General features: G+C 70.2%; 16 protein-coding genes. 3 read left to right on the forward strand and 13 right to left on the reverse strand.

Annotation, left to right across the window (positions count from 1 at the left end):
- Positions 1-13: 13 nt before the first annotated feature.
- The 3 genes from deoC to BIU91_RS01090 all read left to right on the forward strand — a co-directional run bounded on the left by deoC (position 14) and on the right by BIU91_RS01090 (position 2,615).
- On the forward strand, positions 14-745 hold the full coding sequence (gene deoC, locus BIU91_RS01080) for a deoxyribose-phosphate aldolase (RefSeq protein ID WP_083404120.1): 732 nt from the start codon (positions 14-16) through the stop codon (positions 743-745).
- Positions 746-893: 148 nt separating this feature from the next.
- Entirely contained in the window at positions 894-1,847 is a 954-nt protein-coding gene (locus tag BIU91_RS01085; RefSeq protein ID WP_071404003.1) for an ROK family protein, read from the forward strand.
- 195 nt (positions 1,848-2,042) lie between these two features.
- A complete protein-coding gene (locus BIU91_RS01090; RefSeq protein WP_071403839.1) occupies positions 2,043-2,615 on the forward strand; it encodes a hypothetical protein in 573 nt (190 codons plus the stop codon).
- Between the two features lie 345 nt (positions 2,616-2,960).
- Here BIU91_RS01090 and BIU91_RS01095 read toward each other — a convergent pair whose 3' ends face one another.
- The 13 genes from BIU91_RS01095 to thrS all read right to left on the reverse strand — a co-directional run bounded on the left by BIU91_RS01095 (position 2,961) and on the right by thrS (position 16,327).
- Complete coding sequence (locus tag BIU91_RS01095; RefSeq protein WP_253183655.1) at positions 2,961-5,285, reverse strand: bifunctional (p)ppGpp synthetase/guanosine-3',5'-bis(diphosphate) 3'-pyrophosphohydrolase; 2,325 nt, start codon at positions 5,283-5,285, stop codon at positions 2,961-2,963.
- A 69-nt stretch (positions 5,286-5,354) separates the two neighbouring features.
- On the reverse strand, positions 5,355-5,702 hold the full coding sequence (locus BIU91_RS01100; protein ID WP_071403840.1) for a rhodanese-like domain-containing protein: 348 nt from the start codon (positions 5,700-5,702) through the stop codon (positions 5,355-5,357).
- Complete coding sequence (gene secF, locus BIU91_RS01105; RefSeq protein WP_071403841.1) at positions 5,702-6,706, reverse strand: protein translocase subunit SecF; 1,005 nt, start codon at positions 6,704-6,706, stop codon at positions 5,702-5,704. The genes BIU91_RS01100 and secF overlap by 1 nt, the downstream gene beginning before the upstream one ends.
- A complete protein-coding gene (gene secD, locus BIU91_RS01110; RefSeq protein WP_071403842.1) occupies positions 6,706-8,457 on the reverse strand; it encodes a protein translocase subunit SecD in 1,752 nt (583 codons plus the stop codon). The genes secF and secD overlap by 1 nt, the downstream gene beginning before the upstream one ends.
- Positions 8,458-8,548: 91 nt before the next feature.
- Positions 8,549-8,950 (reverse strand): preprotein translocase subunit YajC, encoded by a 402-nt coding sequence (locus BIU91_RS01115; protein ID WP_051596726.1) that lies wholly within the window; start codon positions 8,948-8,950, stop codon positions 8,549-8,551.
- Between the two features lie 90 nt (positions 8,951-9,040).
- The gene (gene ruvB, locus BIU91_RS01120) at positions 9,041-10,084 is read right to left on the reverse strand and encodes a Holliday junction branch migration DNA helicase RuvB (RefSeq protein ID WP_071403843.1); all 1,044 of its coding nucleotides are present in this window, start codon (positions 10,082-10,084) and stop codon (positions 9,041-9,043) included.
- Positions 10,081-10,701 carry a Holliday junction branch migration protein RuvA gene (ruvA, locus tag BIU91_RS01125; RefSeq protein ID WP_071403844.1) on the reverse strand — a complete coding sequence of 207 codons (621 nt, stop codon included), beginning with the start codon at positions 10,699-10,701 and terminating at the stop codon, positions 10,081-10,083. Before ruvA ends, ruvB begins: the two co-directional genes overlap by 4 nt.
- A complete protein-coding gene (ruvC, locus tag BIU91_RS01130; RefSeq protein ID WP_071403845.1) occupies positions 10,698-11,345 on the reverse strand; it encodes a crossover junction endodeoxyribonuclease RuvC in 648 nt (215 codons plus the stop codon). Before ruvC ends, ruvA begins: the two co-directional genes overlap by 4 nt.
- Positions 11,346-11,347: 2 nt before the next feature.
- Entirely contained in the window at positions 11,348-12,115 is a 768-nt protein-coding gene (locus tag BIU91_RS01135) for a YebC/PmpR family DNA-binding transcriptional regulator (protein ID WP_017887357.1), read from the reverse strand.
- Between the two features lie 119 nt (positions 12,116-12,234).
- Entirely contained in the window at positions 12,235-12,846 is a 612-nt protein-coding gene (gene pdxT, locus BIU91_RS01140) for a pyridoxal 5'-phosphate synthase glutaminase subunit PdxT (protein ID WP_071403846.1), read from the reverse strand.
- The gene (gene pdxS, locus BIU91_RS01145) at positions 12,836-13,756 is read right to left on the reverse strand and encodes a pyridoxal 5'-phosphate synthase lyase subunit PdxS (protein ID WP_071403847.1); all 921 of its coding nucleotides are present in this window, start codon (positions 13,754-13,756) and stop codon (positions 12,836-12,838) included. The genes pdxT and pdxS overlap by 11 nt, the downstream gene beginning before the upstream one ends.
- Before the next feature lie 13 nt (positions 13,757-13,769).
- Positions 13,770-14,423, reverse strand: a complete 654-nt coding sequence (locus BIU91_RS01150; protein ID WP_253183656.1) for an HIT domain-containing protein — start codon at positions 14,421-14,423, stop codon at positions 13,770-13,772.
- Positions 14,423-16,327, reverse strand: a complete 1,905-nt coding sequence (thrS, locus tag BIU91_RS01155) for a threonine--tRNA ligase (RefSeq protein WP_071404006.1) — start codon at positions 16,325-16,327, stop codon at positions 14,423-14,425. Before thrS ends, BIU91_RS01150 begins: the two co-directional genes overlap by 1 nt.
- Positions 16,328-16,364: the final 37 nt, after the last annotated feature.

Genomic DNA, 16,364 nt, shown 5'->3' on the forward strand with positions numbered 1-16,364 from the left:
GTAGGCTTGCCGGGTGGACAACGCAGCCTTCCCCGTCACCGTCGATGCCGTCCGCGGCCTCATCGACCACGCGATCCTGAAGCCCGAACTCACCCGCGCGGACGTCGACGCCCAGCTCGACGAAGCCGCCGCCCACCGCGTCTTCAGCGTCTGCGTCCGTCCGAGCGACGTCGCTCACGCCGTCGAGCGCCTCACGGGCACCGGCGTCGGCGTCGGCACCGTGATCGGCTTCCCGCACGGCACCACGTCCACCGCGGCGAAGGTCGCCGAGTCGCTGCAGGCCCTGGCCGACGGCGCGTTCGAGCTCGACATGGTGCAGAACATCGGCGCCGCGAAGTCGGGCGACTGGCAGCGCGTCGAGCAGGACGTCCGCGCGGTCGTCGACGCCGCCGGCGACACCGTCGTCAAGGTGATCCTCGAGACCGCGTTCCTGACCGACGACGAGATCGTCGCGGCCTCGCGTGCGGCACAGACCGCCGGCGCCGCCTTCGTGAAGACCTCGACCGGGTTCGCCGGCGGTGGCGCGACGGCCGAGCACATCGCCCTGATGCGCCGCACGGTCGGTGCCGACACCGGCGTGAAGGCCTCCGGCGGCGTCCGCGGGCTCGACACCCTGCTCGAGATGGTCGAGGCGGGCGCGAACCGCATCGGCACGAGCGCCTCGGCCCGCATCCTCGACGAGGTCGCGCACCGCGCCGAGACGGGCGCCGCGTCGGCGCTCGGCGACGACACGACGTCCTACTGAACCCGCGGGGCTGAGCCGACCTGGCTGAGCCCACCGGGCTGAGCCCACGCACCCAGCACGACCCACCACGACCAGGCCGGTGCCCACCGGACGCGACGACGCGTCGGCGACCCGCACCGTGCCTCCAGACCGCCGCATCGGAGCGCGCATGTCCAGCACCGCACCTCAGTCCCCCGCCCTCGCTCTCGCCGTCGACCTCGGCGGCACGAAGGTCGAGGCCGCGCTCGTCACCGACCAGGGCGTCGTGCTGCCTGCGACCCGGTTCCGCAGCCCCACCGGGCCGCAGCGCACCTCGGACGAGCTGCAGGCCGCCGTCGACGAGGTCGTCACGGCCGCGCTCGGCGCTCTGCCCGCCGACGCGACGCTCGTCGGTGTCGGCGTCGGCTCCGCCGGCCCGGTCGACGAGGAGCACGGCCTCGTCTCCCCGCTCAACATGCCGGTCTGGCGTGGCCACCCGCTGCGCGACCGGATCGCGGCGCTCGTGCCGGACGACGTCCCGGTGACGCTCCGCATGGACGGCCTGGCGATCACCCTCGCCGAGCACTGGGTCGGCGCGGCCCAGGGCTACGAGCACGTCATGGGCATGATCGTCTCCACCGGCGTCGGCGGCGGGCTCATCCTGCACGGTCGCACCGTCAGCGGACCGACGGGCAACGCCGGCCACATCGGCCACGTCGAGTGCGGCGGCTACGACGACCCCTGCGCCTGCGGCGGCACTGGTTGCCTCGAGGCGATCGCCAGTGGCCCGAAGACCGTCGCCTGGGCACGTCGTCAGGGCTTCGCGGGCACGACCGGCGAGGAGCTCTCGACCGCCTACGCCGCGGGCGACGAGATCGCCGTTGCCGCGGTCCAGCGGAGCGGCCGTGCCCTCGGGCAGGCCATCGCCGCCGCCACGAGCCTGGTCGACCTCGAGATCGTCGCCATCGGCGGCGGGTTCTCGCACGTCACCCCGGACCTGTTCGAGTACGCCCGGCAGGCCGTGGCGGAGCGTGTCGAGTTCGGGTTCGTCACGAAGGTGCAGATCGTGCCGACCGGGTTGTCCCAGGACGGTCCGCTCATCGGTGCCGCTGCGCTCGTGCACCGCGCCGACGTCCTGCGCTGAGCGCGCGCGTCCCGTCCGTCCGGGCCCGATCCGGCGCGCGGGCGCGGGTGGTCGCGTCGTCGACGTGGCCCACGCCGAGGACGTGACCGGCGACGGCCTGGAGGCGCGGTGCGGGCCCGCCACGGGCCTCCTGGCCGGTGGGTGGCTTGTCCACAGGCCTGTCGGTCGCGTGCGCAGGTCGGGCAGGATGTGCGGGTGCCCCGCCCGCGACTGCTGACCAGTGACGACTGGCCGGAACCCGAGTTGCGTGCGGCGGTCCTGGCCGGCGAGCTGGTCGCCGTCGGTCCCTGCTGGGCCTCCCCCGCTGAGCCGCAGACGCCGTCGTTGCGCGCCGCCGCTGCCGCCTGGGTCCTGCGGGACGCGCGCCTGATCGCCTGCACGCTGACCGCCGCGTGGATCTGGGGTGCGGTGTCCCGGCCGCCGGCGCCGCTCGAGGCCTGCATCCCGCCGCAGGTGCGCGTGCACGTCGGGCCGGACGTCCGCCTGCGAGAGGTCAGGATCGACGTCGACGACACCGTCGAGCGCTCGCGGCTGCGGGTCACACTGCCGGCGCGGACCGCGGTCGACCTGCTCCGGACGCCGGGGCCGACGGCCGGTGCGTTCGGGGAGGCCGAGGCGACGGCCGTGCACGGGCTGCTCGCGATCGGCGTGGTCACGGCTGCCGAGCTGCAGGCGCGCCTGAGGTCCCTCGGGACGATCCCCATGGCGCGGCAGGCCGAGCGGCGGTTGCGGGGGCTGCAGGGCGCGGCTGGGGGTGCTGTGCGGTAGGGGTCGGGGGTGCGGGGTGCGGGCGCGGGTGGTCACAACACCCCGCTCACCTTCGCCGAGTGGTCACGAACCGTCGGTTGGCGCGGCTGCAGCCGACGGTTCGTGACCGGTCGACGGTGCCAGCGCGACGTGTCGTGACCGGTCGGCGGGCGGGAGGCTCGGGGCGGGGCCGCCACGGGCCTCCCGGTCCGGCGCGTGCGGGCGGTCAGGACACCCCGCTCACGTTCGCCGAGTGGTCACGAACTGTCGGCCGGCAGGGCCGCAGCCGACGGTTCGTGACCGCTCGACGGTTCCCGCGCGACGAGTCGTGACCGGTCGACGGAGGGGCCGCGCGGCGCGGGGCCGCTAGCCGGCGCTGACGCGGTAGACGTCGTAGACGGCGTCGATGCGTCGCACCGCGTTGAGCACGCGGTCGAGGTGGATGGTGTCGCCCATCTCGAACACGAACCGGCTCAGCGCGAGACGGTCGGACGAGGTCGACACCGTCGCGGACAGGATGTTCACGTGGTGGTCGGTCAGCACCCGGGTGACGTCGCTGAGCAGGCCCGACCGATCGAGCGCCTCGATCTGGATCTGCACGAGGAACACCGACTTCGACGACGGGGCCCACTCGACCTCGATCATCCGGTCGGGTTCGTTCATGAGCGACTTCACGTTGGTGCAGGACGACTGGTGCACGGAGACACCCTGGCCGCGGGTGATGAAGCCCACGATCTGGTCGCCCGGCACCGGCGTGCAGCACTTCGCGAGCTTCACGAGGATGTCGGGCGCACCGCGGACCAGCACGCCGCTGTCGCTCGTGCGCAGCTGCCGACTGGTGACCTGGCGCGGGAACGCGAGTTCGGGTTCGTCCGTCTCGGTCTCGGTCTGGACGTTGCCGAGGACCTTCTCGATCACCGACTGCGTCGAGACGTGGCCCTCGCCGATGGCGGCGTACAGGGCGGAGACGTCCTCGTACCGCATCGACGAGGCGACCTCGGCGATGCTGTCTTGGCTCATGATGCGCTGGAGCGGCAGGTTCTGCTTGCGCATCGCCCGGGCGATGGCGTCGCGACCCTGCTCGATAGCCTCTTCGCGGCGCTCCTTGGTGAACCACTGCTTGATCTTGTTGCGCGCGCGGGGGCTGCGGACGAACTGCAGCCAGTCCTGCGAGGGACCGGAGTCGGGGTTCTTCGACGTGAAGATCTCGACGACGTCGCCACTGGACAGCTGGCTCTCGAGCGGGACCAGGCGGCCGTTGACCTTCGCACCCATCGTGCGGTGGCCGATCTCGGTGTGCACGGCGTAGGCGAAGTCGACCGGGGTGGCTCCGGCGGGGAGCCCGATGACCTTGCCCTGCGGCGTGAAGACGTAGGTCTCCTTGGCGCCGATCTCGTAGCGCAGGGAGTCGAGGAACTCGCCCGGGTCGCTGGTCTCGGCCTGCCAGTCGGTGATGTGGGCGAGCCACGCCATGTCCTGGTCGTCCGTGGTCGACGAGGTACCGGCGTCACGGCCGGCAGCGCGCTGCTTGTACTTCCAGTGGGCGGCGACACCGAATTCGGCGCGCTGGTGCATCTCGTGCGTGCGGATCTGGATCTCGACCGCACGACCCTGCGGTCCGAGCACCGTGGTGTGCAGCGACTGGTACAGGTTGAACTTGGGGGTCGCGATGTAGTCCTTGAAGCGACCGGGCAGCGGGGTCCAGCGGGCGTGCACCGAGCCGAGCATGGCGTAGCAGTCGCGCACGGTCGGCACGAGCACACGGATGCCGACGAGGTCGTAGATCTCGTCGAACTCGCGACCCCGCACGATCATCTTCTGGTAGATCGAGTAGTACTGCTTCGGCCGGCCCATGACGTCGCCGCGGACCTTGGCGGCCTTCAGGTCCTTCTTCAGGGTCCCGATGACGTTCTGGACGAACTGCTCGCGCTTCGGCTGGCGTTCCTTGACCAGGCTGTCGATCTCGACGTAGAGCTTCGGGTGCAGGACCGCGAACGACAGGTCCTCGAGCTCGAGCTTGATCATCTGGATGCCGAGCCGGTGCGCGAGCGGCGCGTAGATCTCGAGCGTCTCCTTCGCCTTGCGCGTGGCGGAGGTCGACTCGCCGAAGCCCCACGTGCGGGCGTTGTGCAGGCGGTCGGCGAGCTTGATGACGAGGACGCGGATGTCCTTCGACATCGCGATGACCATCTTGCGGACGGTCTCGGCCTGGGCGCTGTCGCCGTACTTGACCTTGTCGAGCTTCGTGACGCCGTCGACGAGCATCGCGATCTCGTCACCGAAGTCGGCCCGCAGCTGGTCGAGCTGGTAGTCGGTGTCCTCCACCGTGTCGTGCAGGAGGGCGGCCGCGATGGTGATCGTGCCGATGCCGAGGTCGGCCAGGATCTGCGCGACCGCGACGGGGTGCGTGATGTACGGCTCACCGGACTTGCGCTTCTGCCCGTCGTGCGCGCGCTCGGCGACCGAGTACGCCCGCTCGATGAGCGTCACGTCGGCCTTGGGGTGGTGCGAGCGGACCGTGCGGATCAGTGTGTCCACGGCGCCGGCCGGCTGGGCGCGCGAGAACAGGCGCGGCAGCAGCGAGCGGAGGGAACCGAGGTTGCCGGTGGTGTTCGGACCGATCGGGCTCGAGGGCCGCGGGGCGGAACCCGGGCGGCTCGGCGCGGACGGCTCTTCGCGGGTGTCCGTCATGATGCGCCTCCCAGGACTCGGTCCGAGAGCTCGATCCGAGCTCGATCCGACAAGACTACGCGTCCCCGGTCAGTGCCCGTGACGCGGTTCGCCCTGGGCGTCGCGCTCCACCGGTGCCCCCGCCTGCTCCCAGGCGAGCATGCCGCCGGAGAGGTTGACGGCCGGGACCCCCGACTGCTCGAGCGCCGCGACGATGCGCGACGAACGGCCGCCGGAGTGGCAGACGATGATGGCCGGTTGATCGCCGCCGTCGATCTCCTGCCAGCGGTCCACGAACTCCGACATCGGCACGAGCGTGGCCTGGGGAGCGTGGACCTCGTCCCACTCCCCCTGCTCGCGGACGTCGAACAGGCGCGCTCCGGCGTCGATGCGGCGCTGGGCCTCGGCGACGTCGATCTCCTGGATCTCGATGGGCATCAGACGTTCGCCTCTGCTGCGTCGACCTCGCGTCGGCGCTTCTCGGCCGCCGCGGTCTTCTTGGCGTCCGACTCCTTGATCTTCGGCTCGTTCTCGCGCAGCTGCGCGTACATCGGCGACGCGATGAAGATCGTCGAGTAGGTGCCGACGATGATGCCGATGAACAGCGCGAGGGAGATGTCGCGCAGGGTGCCGGCGCCGAGCACGTACGACCCGATGAAGAGGATCGCTGCGACCGGCAGCAGTGCCACGACCGAGGTGTTGATCGATCGGACGAGGGTCTGGTTGACCGCGAGGTTGACCGACTGCTTGAACGTCCGGATGGATTCCTGCGCGGTGTTCTCACGCACCTTGTCGAAGACCACCACGGTGTCGTAGAGCGAGTAGCCGAGGATCGTCAGGAAGCCGATGACCGCCGCGGGCGTGACCTCGAGCCCGACGATGCCGTACACGCCGGCCGTGATGAGCAGGTCGTGCAGCAGCGCGGCCATCGCGGACAGCGACATCTTCCAGGTGCGGAAGTAGAGCGTCATGAAGACCGCGGCGAGGGCGAGGAAGATCACGAGACCACGGATGGCCTGCGCGAGCACGTCGGCACCCCACGTCGCGCCGATGAAGGTCGCGGCGACCTGGCTCTCCGGGACGTCGTAGGCCTTCGCCAGGGCGTCCTGCACCTCGGTCGTCTGTCGGTCGGTGAGCTGCCCGGTCTGGACTCGGATGCCGTGCGTGCCGAGCTGCGACACGCGCGGGATGGACTCCGGGACGACGTCCTCGACGGTCTCGGTGGCGATGTTCTGGTCGAGCGTCTTGACGTCGGAGATCGTGAACTCCGAGCCCCCGGTGAACTCGATGCCGAGCTGGTACCCGCCACGGAGCCACGGGGTGACCAGGGAGATCAGGATCATCGCGAGAGCGATGAGGTACCAGGTCTTCCGGCGCCCGATGATGTCGTACGACCGCTTCCCCGTGTAGAGGTCGCTGCCGAACTGGCTGAAGCTGGCCATCAGTCGTCCTTCCCGTCCGGCGTCGAGCCGTTGTCGCCGGAGGCCTGCTGGGCCTTCCGCTCCGCGATCGTCTGTCGGCGCTGTGCCTCACCGGCACTGCGCTGGCGCTTGCCGTCCACGACGGGTGCGCGGAACTGCGCGCGCCCCCGGTAGACGGCGCCGAGTGCTGCCGGGTCGAGACCGCTGAACCGGTGCCCCTCGCCGAAGAACCGGCTGCGGGCGATGAGCTGCATCATCGGGTGGGTGAAGAGCGCGACCACCACGATGTCGATGAGGGTCGTGAGGAGCAGCGTGAACGCGAAGCCCTTCACGTCGGCGACCGCGAGCACGTACAGCGTCACGGCGGCGAGGAAGTTCACCGCGTCGGACGCCAGGATCGTGCGGAGGGCACGCTTCCAGCCGGACTCGACCGCGCTCTCGAGGGCACGGCCGTCACGGAGTTCGTCACGGATGCGCTCGAAGTAGACGATGAACGAGTCCGCCGTGATGCCGATGGCGACGATCAGACCCGCCACACCGGCCAACGAGAGACGGTAGTCGACGCGCCACGACATGATCGCGATCACCAGGTAGGTGAGCACCGCGGCGATCCCGAGCGACAGCACCGTGACGAACGCCAGGGCCCGGTACTGGATGACCGAGTAGATGATCACCAGGATCAGACCGATCAGACCGGCGATGAGGCCACCGATGAGCTGCGCGGTGCCGAGTGTCGCCGAGATGTTCTCGTTCGACTGCACCTGGAAGTTGATCGGCAGCGCACCGTACTTGAGCTGGTCGGCGAGGGTCTTGGCAGACTCGGCGGTGAAGTTCCCGCTGATCTGCGCCTTGCCGTTGGTGATCGCCGAGTTCGTCGTCGGTGCGGTGATGACCGAACCGTCGAGCACGATCGCGAACTGGTTCTGCGGCTGCTGGAGCGAGACGAGACGGTTCGTGACGGTGCGGAAGTCCTTCGAACCCTCGCCGTTGAACGTCAGGTTGACGGCCCACTGGCCCGTCGACGTGCCCTGCGAGTCGGTGGCGAGACCCGAGGTGGCGTTGCTGATGTCGGCACCGGAGACCTCGACCGGACCGAGGATGTACTTCCCCGCGCCGTCCTGGTCACACGTGACCAGGGGCTCGTCGTCGGGCGCCGTGGTGACGTCGTCCGGAGCCGCGCAGTTGTAGTTGGTGTACAGGTCCTGCAGCTTCGGCGTGACCCAGTTCAGGTCGCTCGCGTTCGACGGCTTCGCGCTCGGCGTCGCGGCGAGCGATGCCGGGGGCGAGTAGGGAGTCGGCGACGCGGTGCCCTTGCCGTCGCCACCGACGGCCGAGCTCGATGCGGCCTCGGTGAAGAGCACCGGGCGGAAGGTCAGCTTGGCTGCGGCCTCGATGCGGTCGATCGTGGCCTTGTCGGGGCGACCCGGGATCGAGACGACGATGTTGTTCGCGCCCTGGGTGTTGATCTCGGACTCGGAGACACCGGTGGCGTCGATGCGCTGGCGGATGATGTTCACCGCCTGCTGCAGCTGCTGCGAGGTGACGGAGTCGCCCTCGGTGTTCTGCGCCGCGAGGGTCAGCTGCGTGCCGCCCTGCAGGTCCAGAGCCAGCTCCGGCACCCAGCTCGCGCCCTGGTACCACTTGTCGGTGTCGTCCTTCGAAGAGCCGGCGAGGACCGACGCGGCGGTGTTCACGCCGGCGAGGATCGCCATCAGGATCACCAACCAGGTGAGCGAGCGCAGCGCCTTCTTGACGGGTGTCGATCGTGCCACCGGTCGTCTCGTCTTTCTGTTCAGGACCGTCGGCACACCGTGCGACGGCAGAGGGAAGCCGCCGGGTCAGACGACCCGGCGGCCGAGGGCGTCAGTCGTCGGACTTGCGCTTCGTGGCGTCGGTCTCGTCGACGCGGTCGGTGTCGACACGCTCGCCGTAGACCGGCTCACCGTTGAGCTCGGCCACCGGCTTCGGCTCGTCCTCGGTGGTCGTGGTGGTCTCGACGTCGGACGCGTTGTCGTCGACGACGCGCGACAGGGTCTGGCGGTGCACGGTGACGATGGTCCCCGGTGCGATCTCGACGTCAGCGGTGACCTTCTCCTCGTTCACGGAGAGGAGCGTGCCGTAGAGGCCGAAGGACAGCATGACCTTGGCGCCCGGGACCATCTTGTCCACGAGTTCGGCCTGCTGCTTCTTGCGCTTGCGGCTGTTGTAGAACATGAAGGCCGCGAACGCCACGACGATGACGATGAGGATGACTTCTTGACCCATGATGCGTTGCCTTCTCTGGTTGCTCGGTTTCGGGCCGTAGCAGTCTAGGGCACGCCGGTGTCCGTGGCATGTCACTCGACTGATCGGCGTTCAGTCGTCGGTGTCCTGGTCGTCGAAGAGCCCCGGCTGCCCGCCGTCGGCCTGTCCCGGAGTGAGGCCGAGGTGCCGCCACGCACGTGGTGTGGCGATGCGCCCACGGGGCGTGCGCGTCACGAGACCGACCCGGACGAGGAACGGTTCGACGACCGACTCGATCGTCTCGGATTCCTCGCCGACGGAGACGGCGAGGGTGTTCAGACCGACCGGGCCCCCGTCGAACCGGGTCAGCATGATCTCGACCACGGCCCGGTCGAGCCGGTCGAGCCCGAGTTCGTCGACGTCGTACAGGTCGAGCGCACCCTGGACCGCGGCCATGCCGTCGGTGGTGCGGTGCACGAGGGCGTAGTCGCGCACCCGGCGGAGCAGGCGGTTCGCGATGCGCGGGGTGCCGCGGGAGCGTCCGGCGATCTCGCGCAGGGCGGTCCGGTCGATGTCGAGTTCGAGCAGGTGGGCCGCACGGATCAGGACCTGCTCGAGCTCGTCCTTCTCGTAGAACTCGAGGTGGGCGGTGAAGCCGAAGCGGTCGCGCAGCGGGTTCGGCAGCAGGCCGGCCCGGGTGGTGGCGCCGACGAGCGTGAACGGTGCGAGGTCGAGCGGGATGCTCGTGGCACCCGCACCCTTGCCCACCATCACGTCGATGCGGAAGTCCTCCATCGCCAGGTAGAGCATCTCTTCTGCCGAGCGGGCCATGCGGTGGATCTCGTCGATGAACAGCACTTCGCCCGGGACCAGGGACGACAGCACGGCGGCGAGGTCACCGGCGTGCTGGATCGCCGGCCCGCTCGACATGCGCAGCGGTCGCCCGGTCTCGTGCGCGACGATCATCGCGAGCGTGGTCTTGCCGAGGCCGGGAGGACCCGCCATCAGGATGTGGTCGGGCGTGCGCTCCTGCATGCCCGCGGCCTTGAGGAGCAGGTCGAGCTGCCCGCGGACCTTGCGCTGCCCGACGAACTCGTCGAGCGAGCGCGGACGGAGCGCACCTTCGAACGCGAGTTCCTCCTGCGACTCGGCGCCGGCGGACGTGATGCCGCTCACCGGCCGGCTGCCGCGGGTCGCAGGGCGCCGAGGGCGGCGCGGAGCAGGGCCTGGGTGCCCATCGCGGCGGCACCGGGCTCGTTGGCGACGGCGTCGTCGACCGCGGACTGTGCCGCGTCCTCGCGCCAGCCGAGGCCGATGAGCGCCGAGACGACGTCGACCGCGGCGGGGTGCACTGCGGTCCCCCGTGCTGCCGCGACCACGGCTGCCTGCTCGAAGGCCACGAGCTTGCCGGAGAGCGCGACGATGATGAGTTTGGCGGTCTTCGGGCCGATGCCGGAGACCTTGCGGAAGGCACCGTCGTCCTCGTTCGCGACGGCGTTCGCGATCTGCGCCGGGTCCATGTGGGCCAGGACGCCCATCGCGGACTTCGGGCCGACGCCGGAGACCCCGCGGAGCAGGTCGAACACCTGCAGGGCGTCGGTCGACTCGAACCCGAAGAGCAGGTGCTCGTCCTCGCGCACGATCATGGCGGTCCGCACGAACACCTCGGAACCGTGGCGCATCGTCAGCGCGTGTGCGGGGGTCACGGTGACGGCGTACCCGACTCCCCCGACCTCGATCACCACGGCCGAACCGGCGATGTCGATGCAGGTGCCCCGGAGACTCGCGATCATGCTCCGAGCCTAGGGCCGCCCACCGACGACGCCGACCTGCCACGCTGCGGGCGGGCCGCGGCGGCGGCCGCGCGGGCCAGCGGCGAGTCGACGGTGCCGCCCTGGGCGTCCCGCCAGGCACGCTGTGCCGGGGTGAGGTTCGTGGCACGCGAGCCGGCGGCGTCGGGTGATCCGAGCCTCCAGGCATGGCACACGGCCAACGCGAGCGCGTCGGCGGCGTCGGCCGGCTTCGGGGCCTCGTCGAGACCGAGCACGCGCGCGATCATGGTCTGCACCTGACGCTTGTCGGCGTTGCCGTAGCCGGTGACGGCGGCCTTGACCTCGGATGGGGTGTGCAGGCCGACGGGCAGGCCGCGGGCGGCCGCGGCGTGCAGCGCCAGGCCGGCCGCCTGCGCGGTCCCCATCACGGTGCGGACGTTCGCCTGCGCGAACACCCGCTCGACGGCGACCGCATCCGGGCGGTGCTCGTCGATCTCGGCGGCGATGCCGTCGGCGATGCGGAGCAGCCGCTGTTCGAGCGGCATGTCCGGCGGGGTGCGCACGACCGTCACGTGGACGAGCCGTGCGCGCCGGTTCGGTGCGACCTCGACGACGCCGACGCCGCACCGGGTGAGCCCGGGGTCCACCCCGAGCACACGGAGCACGGTTACTCGCCCTCGTCCTCGTCGAGCTCGGCCTGGACGTCCGCGGGGATGTCGAAGTTCGAGTAGACGTTCTGCACGTCGTCGGAGTCCTCGAGCGCGTCGATCAGGCGGAACACCTTGCGGGCGGTCTCGGCGTCGACCGGGACCTTGAGGCCGGGCACGAACTCGGCGTCGGCGGAGTCGTAGTCGATGCCGGCGTCCTGCAGAGCGGTGCGGGCGGCGACCAGGTCGCTCGCCTCGGTGATGATCTCGAAGCCGCCGCCCTGGTCGATGACGTCCTCGACACCGGCGTCCAGCACCGCGGTCATCACGGTGTCCTCGTCGAGGCCGTCGGTCTTCGTGACCGAGATGACGCCCTTGCGCGAGAAGTTGTAGGCGACGCTGCCCGGGTCAGCCATGGTGCCGCCGTTGCGCGACATCGCCGTCCGGACCTCGGCCGCGGCACGGTTCTTGTTGTCCGTGAGGCACTCGATGAGCATCGCGACGCCGTTGGGGCCGTAGCCCTCGTACATGATCGTCGTGTACTCGATGGTCTCGCCCGTGAGACCCGCACCGCGCTTGACGGCGCGGTCGATGTTGTCGTTGGGGACCGAGGTCTTCTTCGCCTTCTGCACGGCGTCGACCAGGGTCGGGTTGCCGGACATGTCGGCACCGCCCATCTTCGCGGCGACCTCGATGTTCTTGATCAGCTTGGCGAACGACTTGGCACGGCGCTGGTCGATGACCGCCTTCTTGTGCTTGGTCGTTGCCCACTTGGAATGCCCGGACACGGTTCTCCTTGCGTCTTGCGGAAAGTCCCGCTCAGTTTAGCGGCCCTGTGGGCCGAACACCGGCCTGGAGGCGCGGCGCGGCTTCCGTCCCGTCGGTGCGGCGGGTGGACGGTCACTCCTCAGGCGCTGCGCACCAGGTCGAGGAAGCGGCGGTGGAAGCGGTCCTCGCCGGCGACCTCGGGGTGGAACGCACTCGCGATGACGTTGCCCTGCTGCACGGCCACGACCTGGCCGTCGGGCAGTGCGCCGAGGACGTGGACGTCGTCACCGCGCTGCTCCACCACGGGGGCCCGGATGAACACCGCGTGCACCGGGGCCTCGCCGAGGTCGGGCATCGGGATGTCGATCTCGAACGAGTCGTTCTGCGCACCGAACGCGTTGCGGCGCACGGTGGTGTCGAGCACGTCGAGGGTCTGCTGGCCGCTGATGCCGTCGGTGATCCGCGACGACAGCATGATCATGCCGGCGCAGGTGCCGTAGGTGGGCAGGCCGCCGCGGATCGCGTCGGCGAGGGGCTCGGCGACGCCGAACGCGCGGGACAGCTTGTCCATCACGCTCGACTCGCCCCCGGGGATCACGACGCCGTCGAGGGTCTCGATCTCCTCGGGGCGACGGAGCGGCACCACGTCCGCGCCGAGTTCGGTCAGCGAGGCGATGTGCTCGCGGAAGTCACCCTGCAGCGCCAGGACCCCGATGCGGGGCCGAGCGGCGCTCGTCGGACTACCAGCCACGCTCGGCGAGGCGGTGCGGTGCGGGGACGTCGGCGACGTTGATGCCGACCATCGCCTCGCCCAGACCACGGGAGACCTCGGCGATGACCTTGGGGTCGTCGTGGAAGGTCGTCGCCTTGACGATCGCGGCGGCACGCGCTGCCGGGTCGCCCGACTTGAAGATGCCGGAACCGACGAAGACACCGTCGGCGCCGAGCTGCATCATCATCGCGGCGTCGGCCGGGGTGGCGACACCACCGGCGGTGAAGAGGACGACGGGGAGCTTGCCGGTGCGGGCGACTTCCTGCACGACGTCGATGGGGGCCTGGAGCTCCTTGGCGGCGACGTAGAGCTCGTCGTCACGCAGGTTGCGGAGCGCCGCGATCTCCTTGGTGATGGTGCGGATGTGCTTGGTGGCCTCGGACACGTCGCCCGTGCCGGCCTCGCCCTTGGAACGGATCATGGCCGCGCCCTCGGTGATGCGACGGAGCGCCTCGCCCAGGTTGGTGGCACCGCAGACGAACGGGGTGGTGAACTTCCACTTGTCGATGTGGTTGAGGTAGTCGGCCGGCGACAGCACCTCGGACTCGTCGATGTAGTCGACACCGAGCTCCTGCAGCACCTGCGCCTCGACGAAGTGGCCGATCCGGGCCTTCGCCATGACGGGGATCGACACCGCGGCGATGATCTCCTCGATCATCGAGGGGTCGGACATGCGTGCGACGCCGCCCTGCGCGCGGATGTCGGCGGGGACGCGCTCGAGGGCCATGACGGCGGTCGCACCGGCTTCTTCCGCGATGCGGGCCTGCTCGGCGTCGACGACGTCCATGATCACGCCGCCCTTGAGCATCTCGGCGAGTCCGCGCTTGACGCGGTCGGAGCCGGTGATCGAGGTGCCAGGGGTGCCGGAGGTGCTGGTGCTGTCGCTCATGATGCCGACCAGTCTAGTGCGCCCGGGGCCACCCGTCGGCGACGAGTCGACGGGTCTCGCCGAGCAACTGCGACATGGACTTGGTCCGGGCGATGATCGGGAAGAAGTTCGCGTCCGACTGCCACCGCGGGACGATGTGCTGGTGCAGGTGTGCGGCCACGCCGGCACCGGCGACCTCGCCCTGGTTCATGCCGATGTTGAAGCCGTCGCAGTGCGAGACCTCGCGCAGCACCCGCATCGCGGTCTGGGTCAGCTCGCCGATCTCGCGCAGTTCGTCCGGCGTGGCCTCGTCGTAGAGCGGGACGTGGCGGTACGGGCAGACGAGCAGGTGCCCGTTGTTGTACGGGAACAGGTTGAGCAGCACGTAGGCGTGCTCGCCCCGGGCCACGATCAGGGCGTCCTCGTCGGACTTCCGCGGGGCTTCGCAGAACGGGCAGTCGTCGTCGTGCCCGCGTCCCCGACCTTCGCGGCCGGCGTCGATGTAGGCCATCCGGTGCGGGTTCCAGAGCCGCTGGAACGCGTCCGGGACGGCTGCGCCGGTGGCCGCGTCGCGGATCACCAGCGGATCGGTGTCCGCGCCTTCGGAGGGCGCGGCGGCGGCGGGGCCGGCCACGTCGTCGACGTGACCGGTCCCACCGGCCTGCTCCGGGCCTCCCGACTGCGCCATCAGACCTGCGTGCGCTCGCGGATCGCGGTGAGGATGCGGTCCACGGCCTCGTCGACGGGCACCGCGTTGTCCTGGCGGCCGTCGCGGAAGCGGAAGCTGACGGCGCCGGCATCGCGGTCGTCGCCACCGGCGATGAGCTGGAACGGCACCTTCGCCTTGGTGTGCGTGCGGATCTTCTTCTGCATGCGGTCGTCCGAGTGGTCGACGTCGGCGCGGACGCCGTGGGCGCGGAGCTTCGCGATGACCTCGTCGAGGTAGTCGCCGTACTCGGCCGCGACCGGGATGCCGACGACCTGGACGGGCGACAGCCACGCCGGGAACGCGCCCGCGTAGTGCTCGGTGAGGACACCGAAGAAGCGCTCGATCGAGCCGAACAGCGCGCGGTGGATCATCACCGGACGCTGGCGCGAGCCGTCGGCGGCGGTGTAGTCGATGCCGAAGCGCTCGGGCAGGTTGAAGTCGAGCTGCACGGTCGACATCTGCCAGGTGCGGCCGATGGCGTCGCGGGCCTGCACGGAGATCTTCGGGCCGTAGAACGCGGCGCCGGCCGGGTCCGGCACGAGCTCGAGACCGGACTCCTCGGCGACCTGGCGCAGGGTCTCCGTCGCCACGTCCCAGACCTCGTCGTCGCCGACGTACTTCTCCGGGTCCTTCGTCGACAGCTCGAGGTAGAAGTCGTCGAGCCCGTAGTCGCGCAGGAGTGAGAGCACGAACGCGAGGGTCGTGGTCAGCTCCTCCTTCATCTTCTCCTGCGTGGTGAAGATGTGCGCGTCGTCCTGGGTCAGGCCGCGCACGCGGGTGAGGCCGTGGATGACGCCGGACTTCTCGTTGCGGTACACCGTGCCGAACTCGAACATCCGGAGCGGCAGGTCGCGGTAGGAGCGGGGCTGCGACCGGTACGCCAGGATGTGCATCGGGCAGTTCATCGGCTTGAGGTAGTAGTCGGCGCCCTGCCGGGTGACGTTGCCGTCCTCGTCCTTCGCCTCGTCCATGTGCATGGCCGGGAACATGCCGTCCTTGTACCAGCCGAGGTGCCCGGAGGTCTCGAACAGGTCGCCCTTGGTGATGTGGGGCGTGTAGACGAACGAGTAGCCGTTCTCCTCGTGCCGACGGCGCGAGTAGTCCTCCATCTCGCGGCGGATGATGCCGCCCTTCGGGTGGAAGATCGCCAGGCCGGAACCGATCTCGTCGGGGAACGAGAACAGGTCGAGTTCGGCGCCGAGCTTGCGGTGGTCGCGCTTGGCGGCTTCTTCGAGGCGCACCAGGTACGCCTTGAGCTGGTCCTTGTCGGGCCAGGCGGTGCCGTAGATGCGCTGCAGCTGCGGGTTCTTCTCCGAGCCGCGCCAGTACGCGGCGGCGACGCGCATGAGCTTGGCGGCGTTGCCGATCCAGCGGGTGTGCGGGACGTGCGGGCCGCGGCAGAGGTCCTGCCAGAGCACCTCGCCCGACTTCGGGTCGACGTTCTCGTACACGGTGAGCTCGCCGGCACCGACCTCGACGCTCTCGCCGGAGTCACCGTCGGACGCCGCACCCTTGAGGCCGATGAGCTCCTGCTTGTAGGGCTCCCCCGCCATCAGCTCGCGTGCCTGCTCGTCGGTGACGACCACGCGACGGAAGCGCTGGGCCTGCTTGACGATGCGGTCCATGCCCTTCTCGATCGCCTTGAGGTCTTCGGGGGTGAAGGGCTCGGCGACGTCGAAGTCGTAGTAGAAGCCATCGGTGACGGGCGGCCCGATCCCGAGCTTGGCGTCCGGGTTGATCTGCTGCACGGCCTGCGCCAGCACGTGGGCGGCCGAGTGGCGGAGGATGTCGAGCCCGTCCTGCTCCTGCAGGGTGACGGCCTCGGCGGTCTCGCCGGCCTGCACGTCCGCCGCGAGGTCCTTCAGGGCACCGTCGACGCGGATCGCGACGACGCCGCGCTCACCGTCGAAGAGCTCGGTG

This window comes from Curtobacterium sp. MMLR14_002, from assembly GCF_001864975.1.
GTDB lineage: Bacteria > Actinomycetota > Actinomycetes > Actinomycetales > Microbacteriaceae > Curtobacterium > Curtobacterium flaccumfaciens.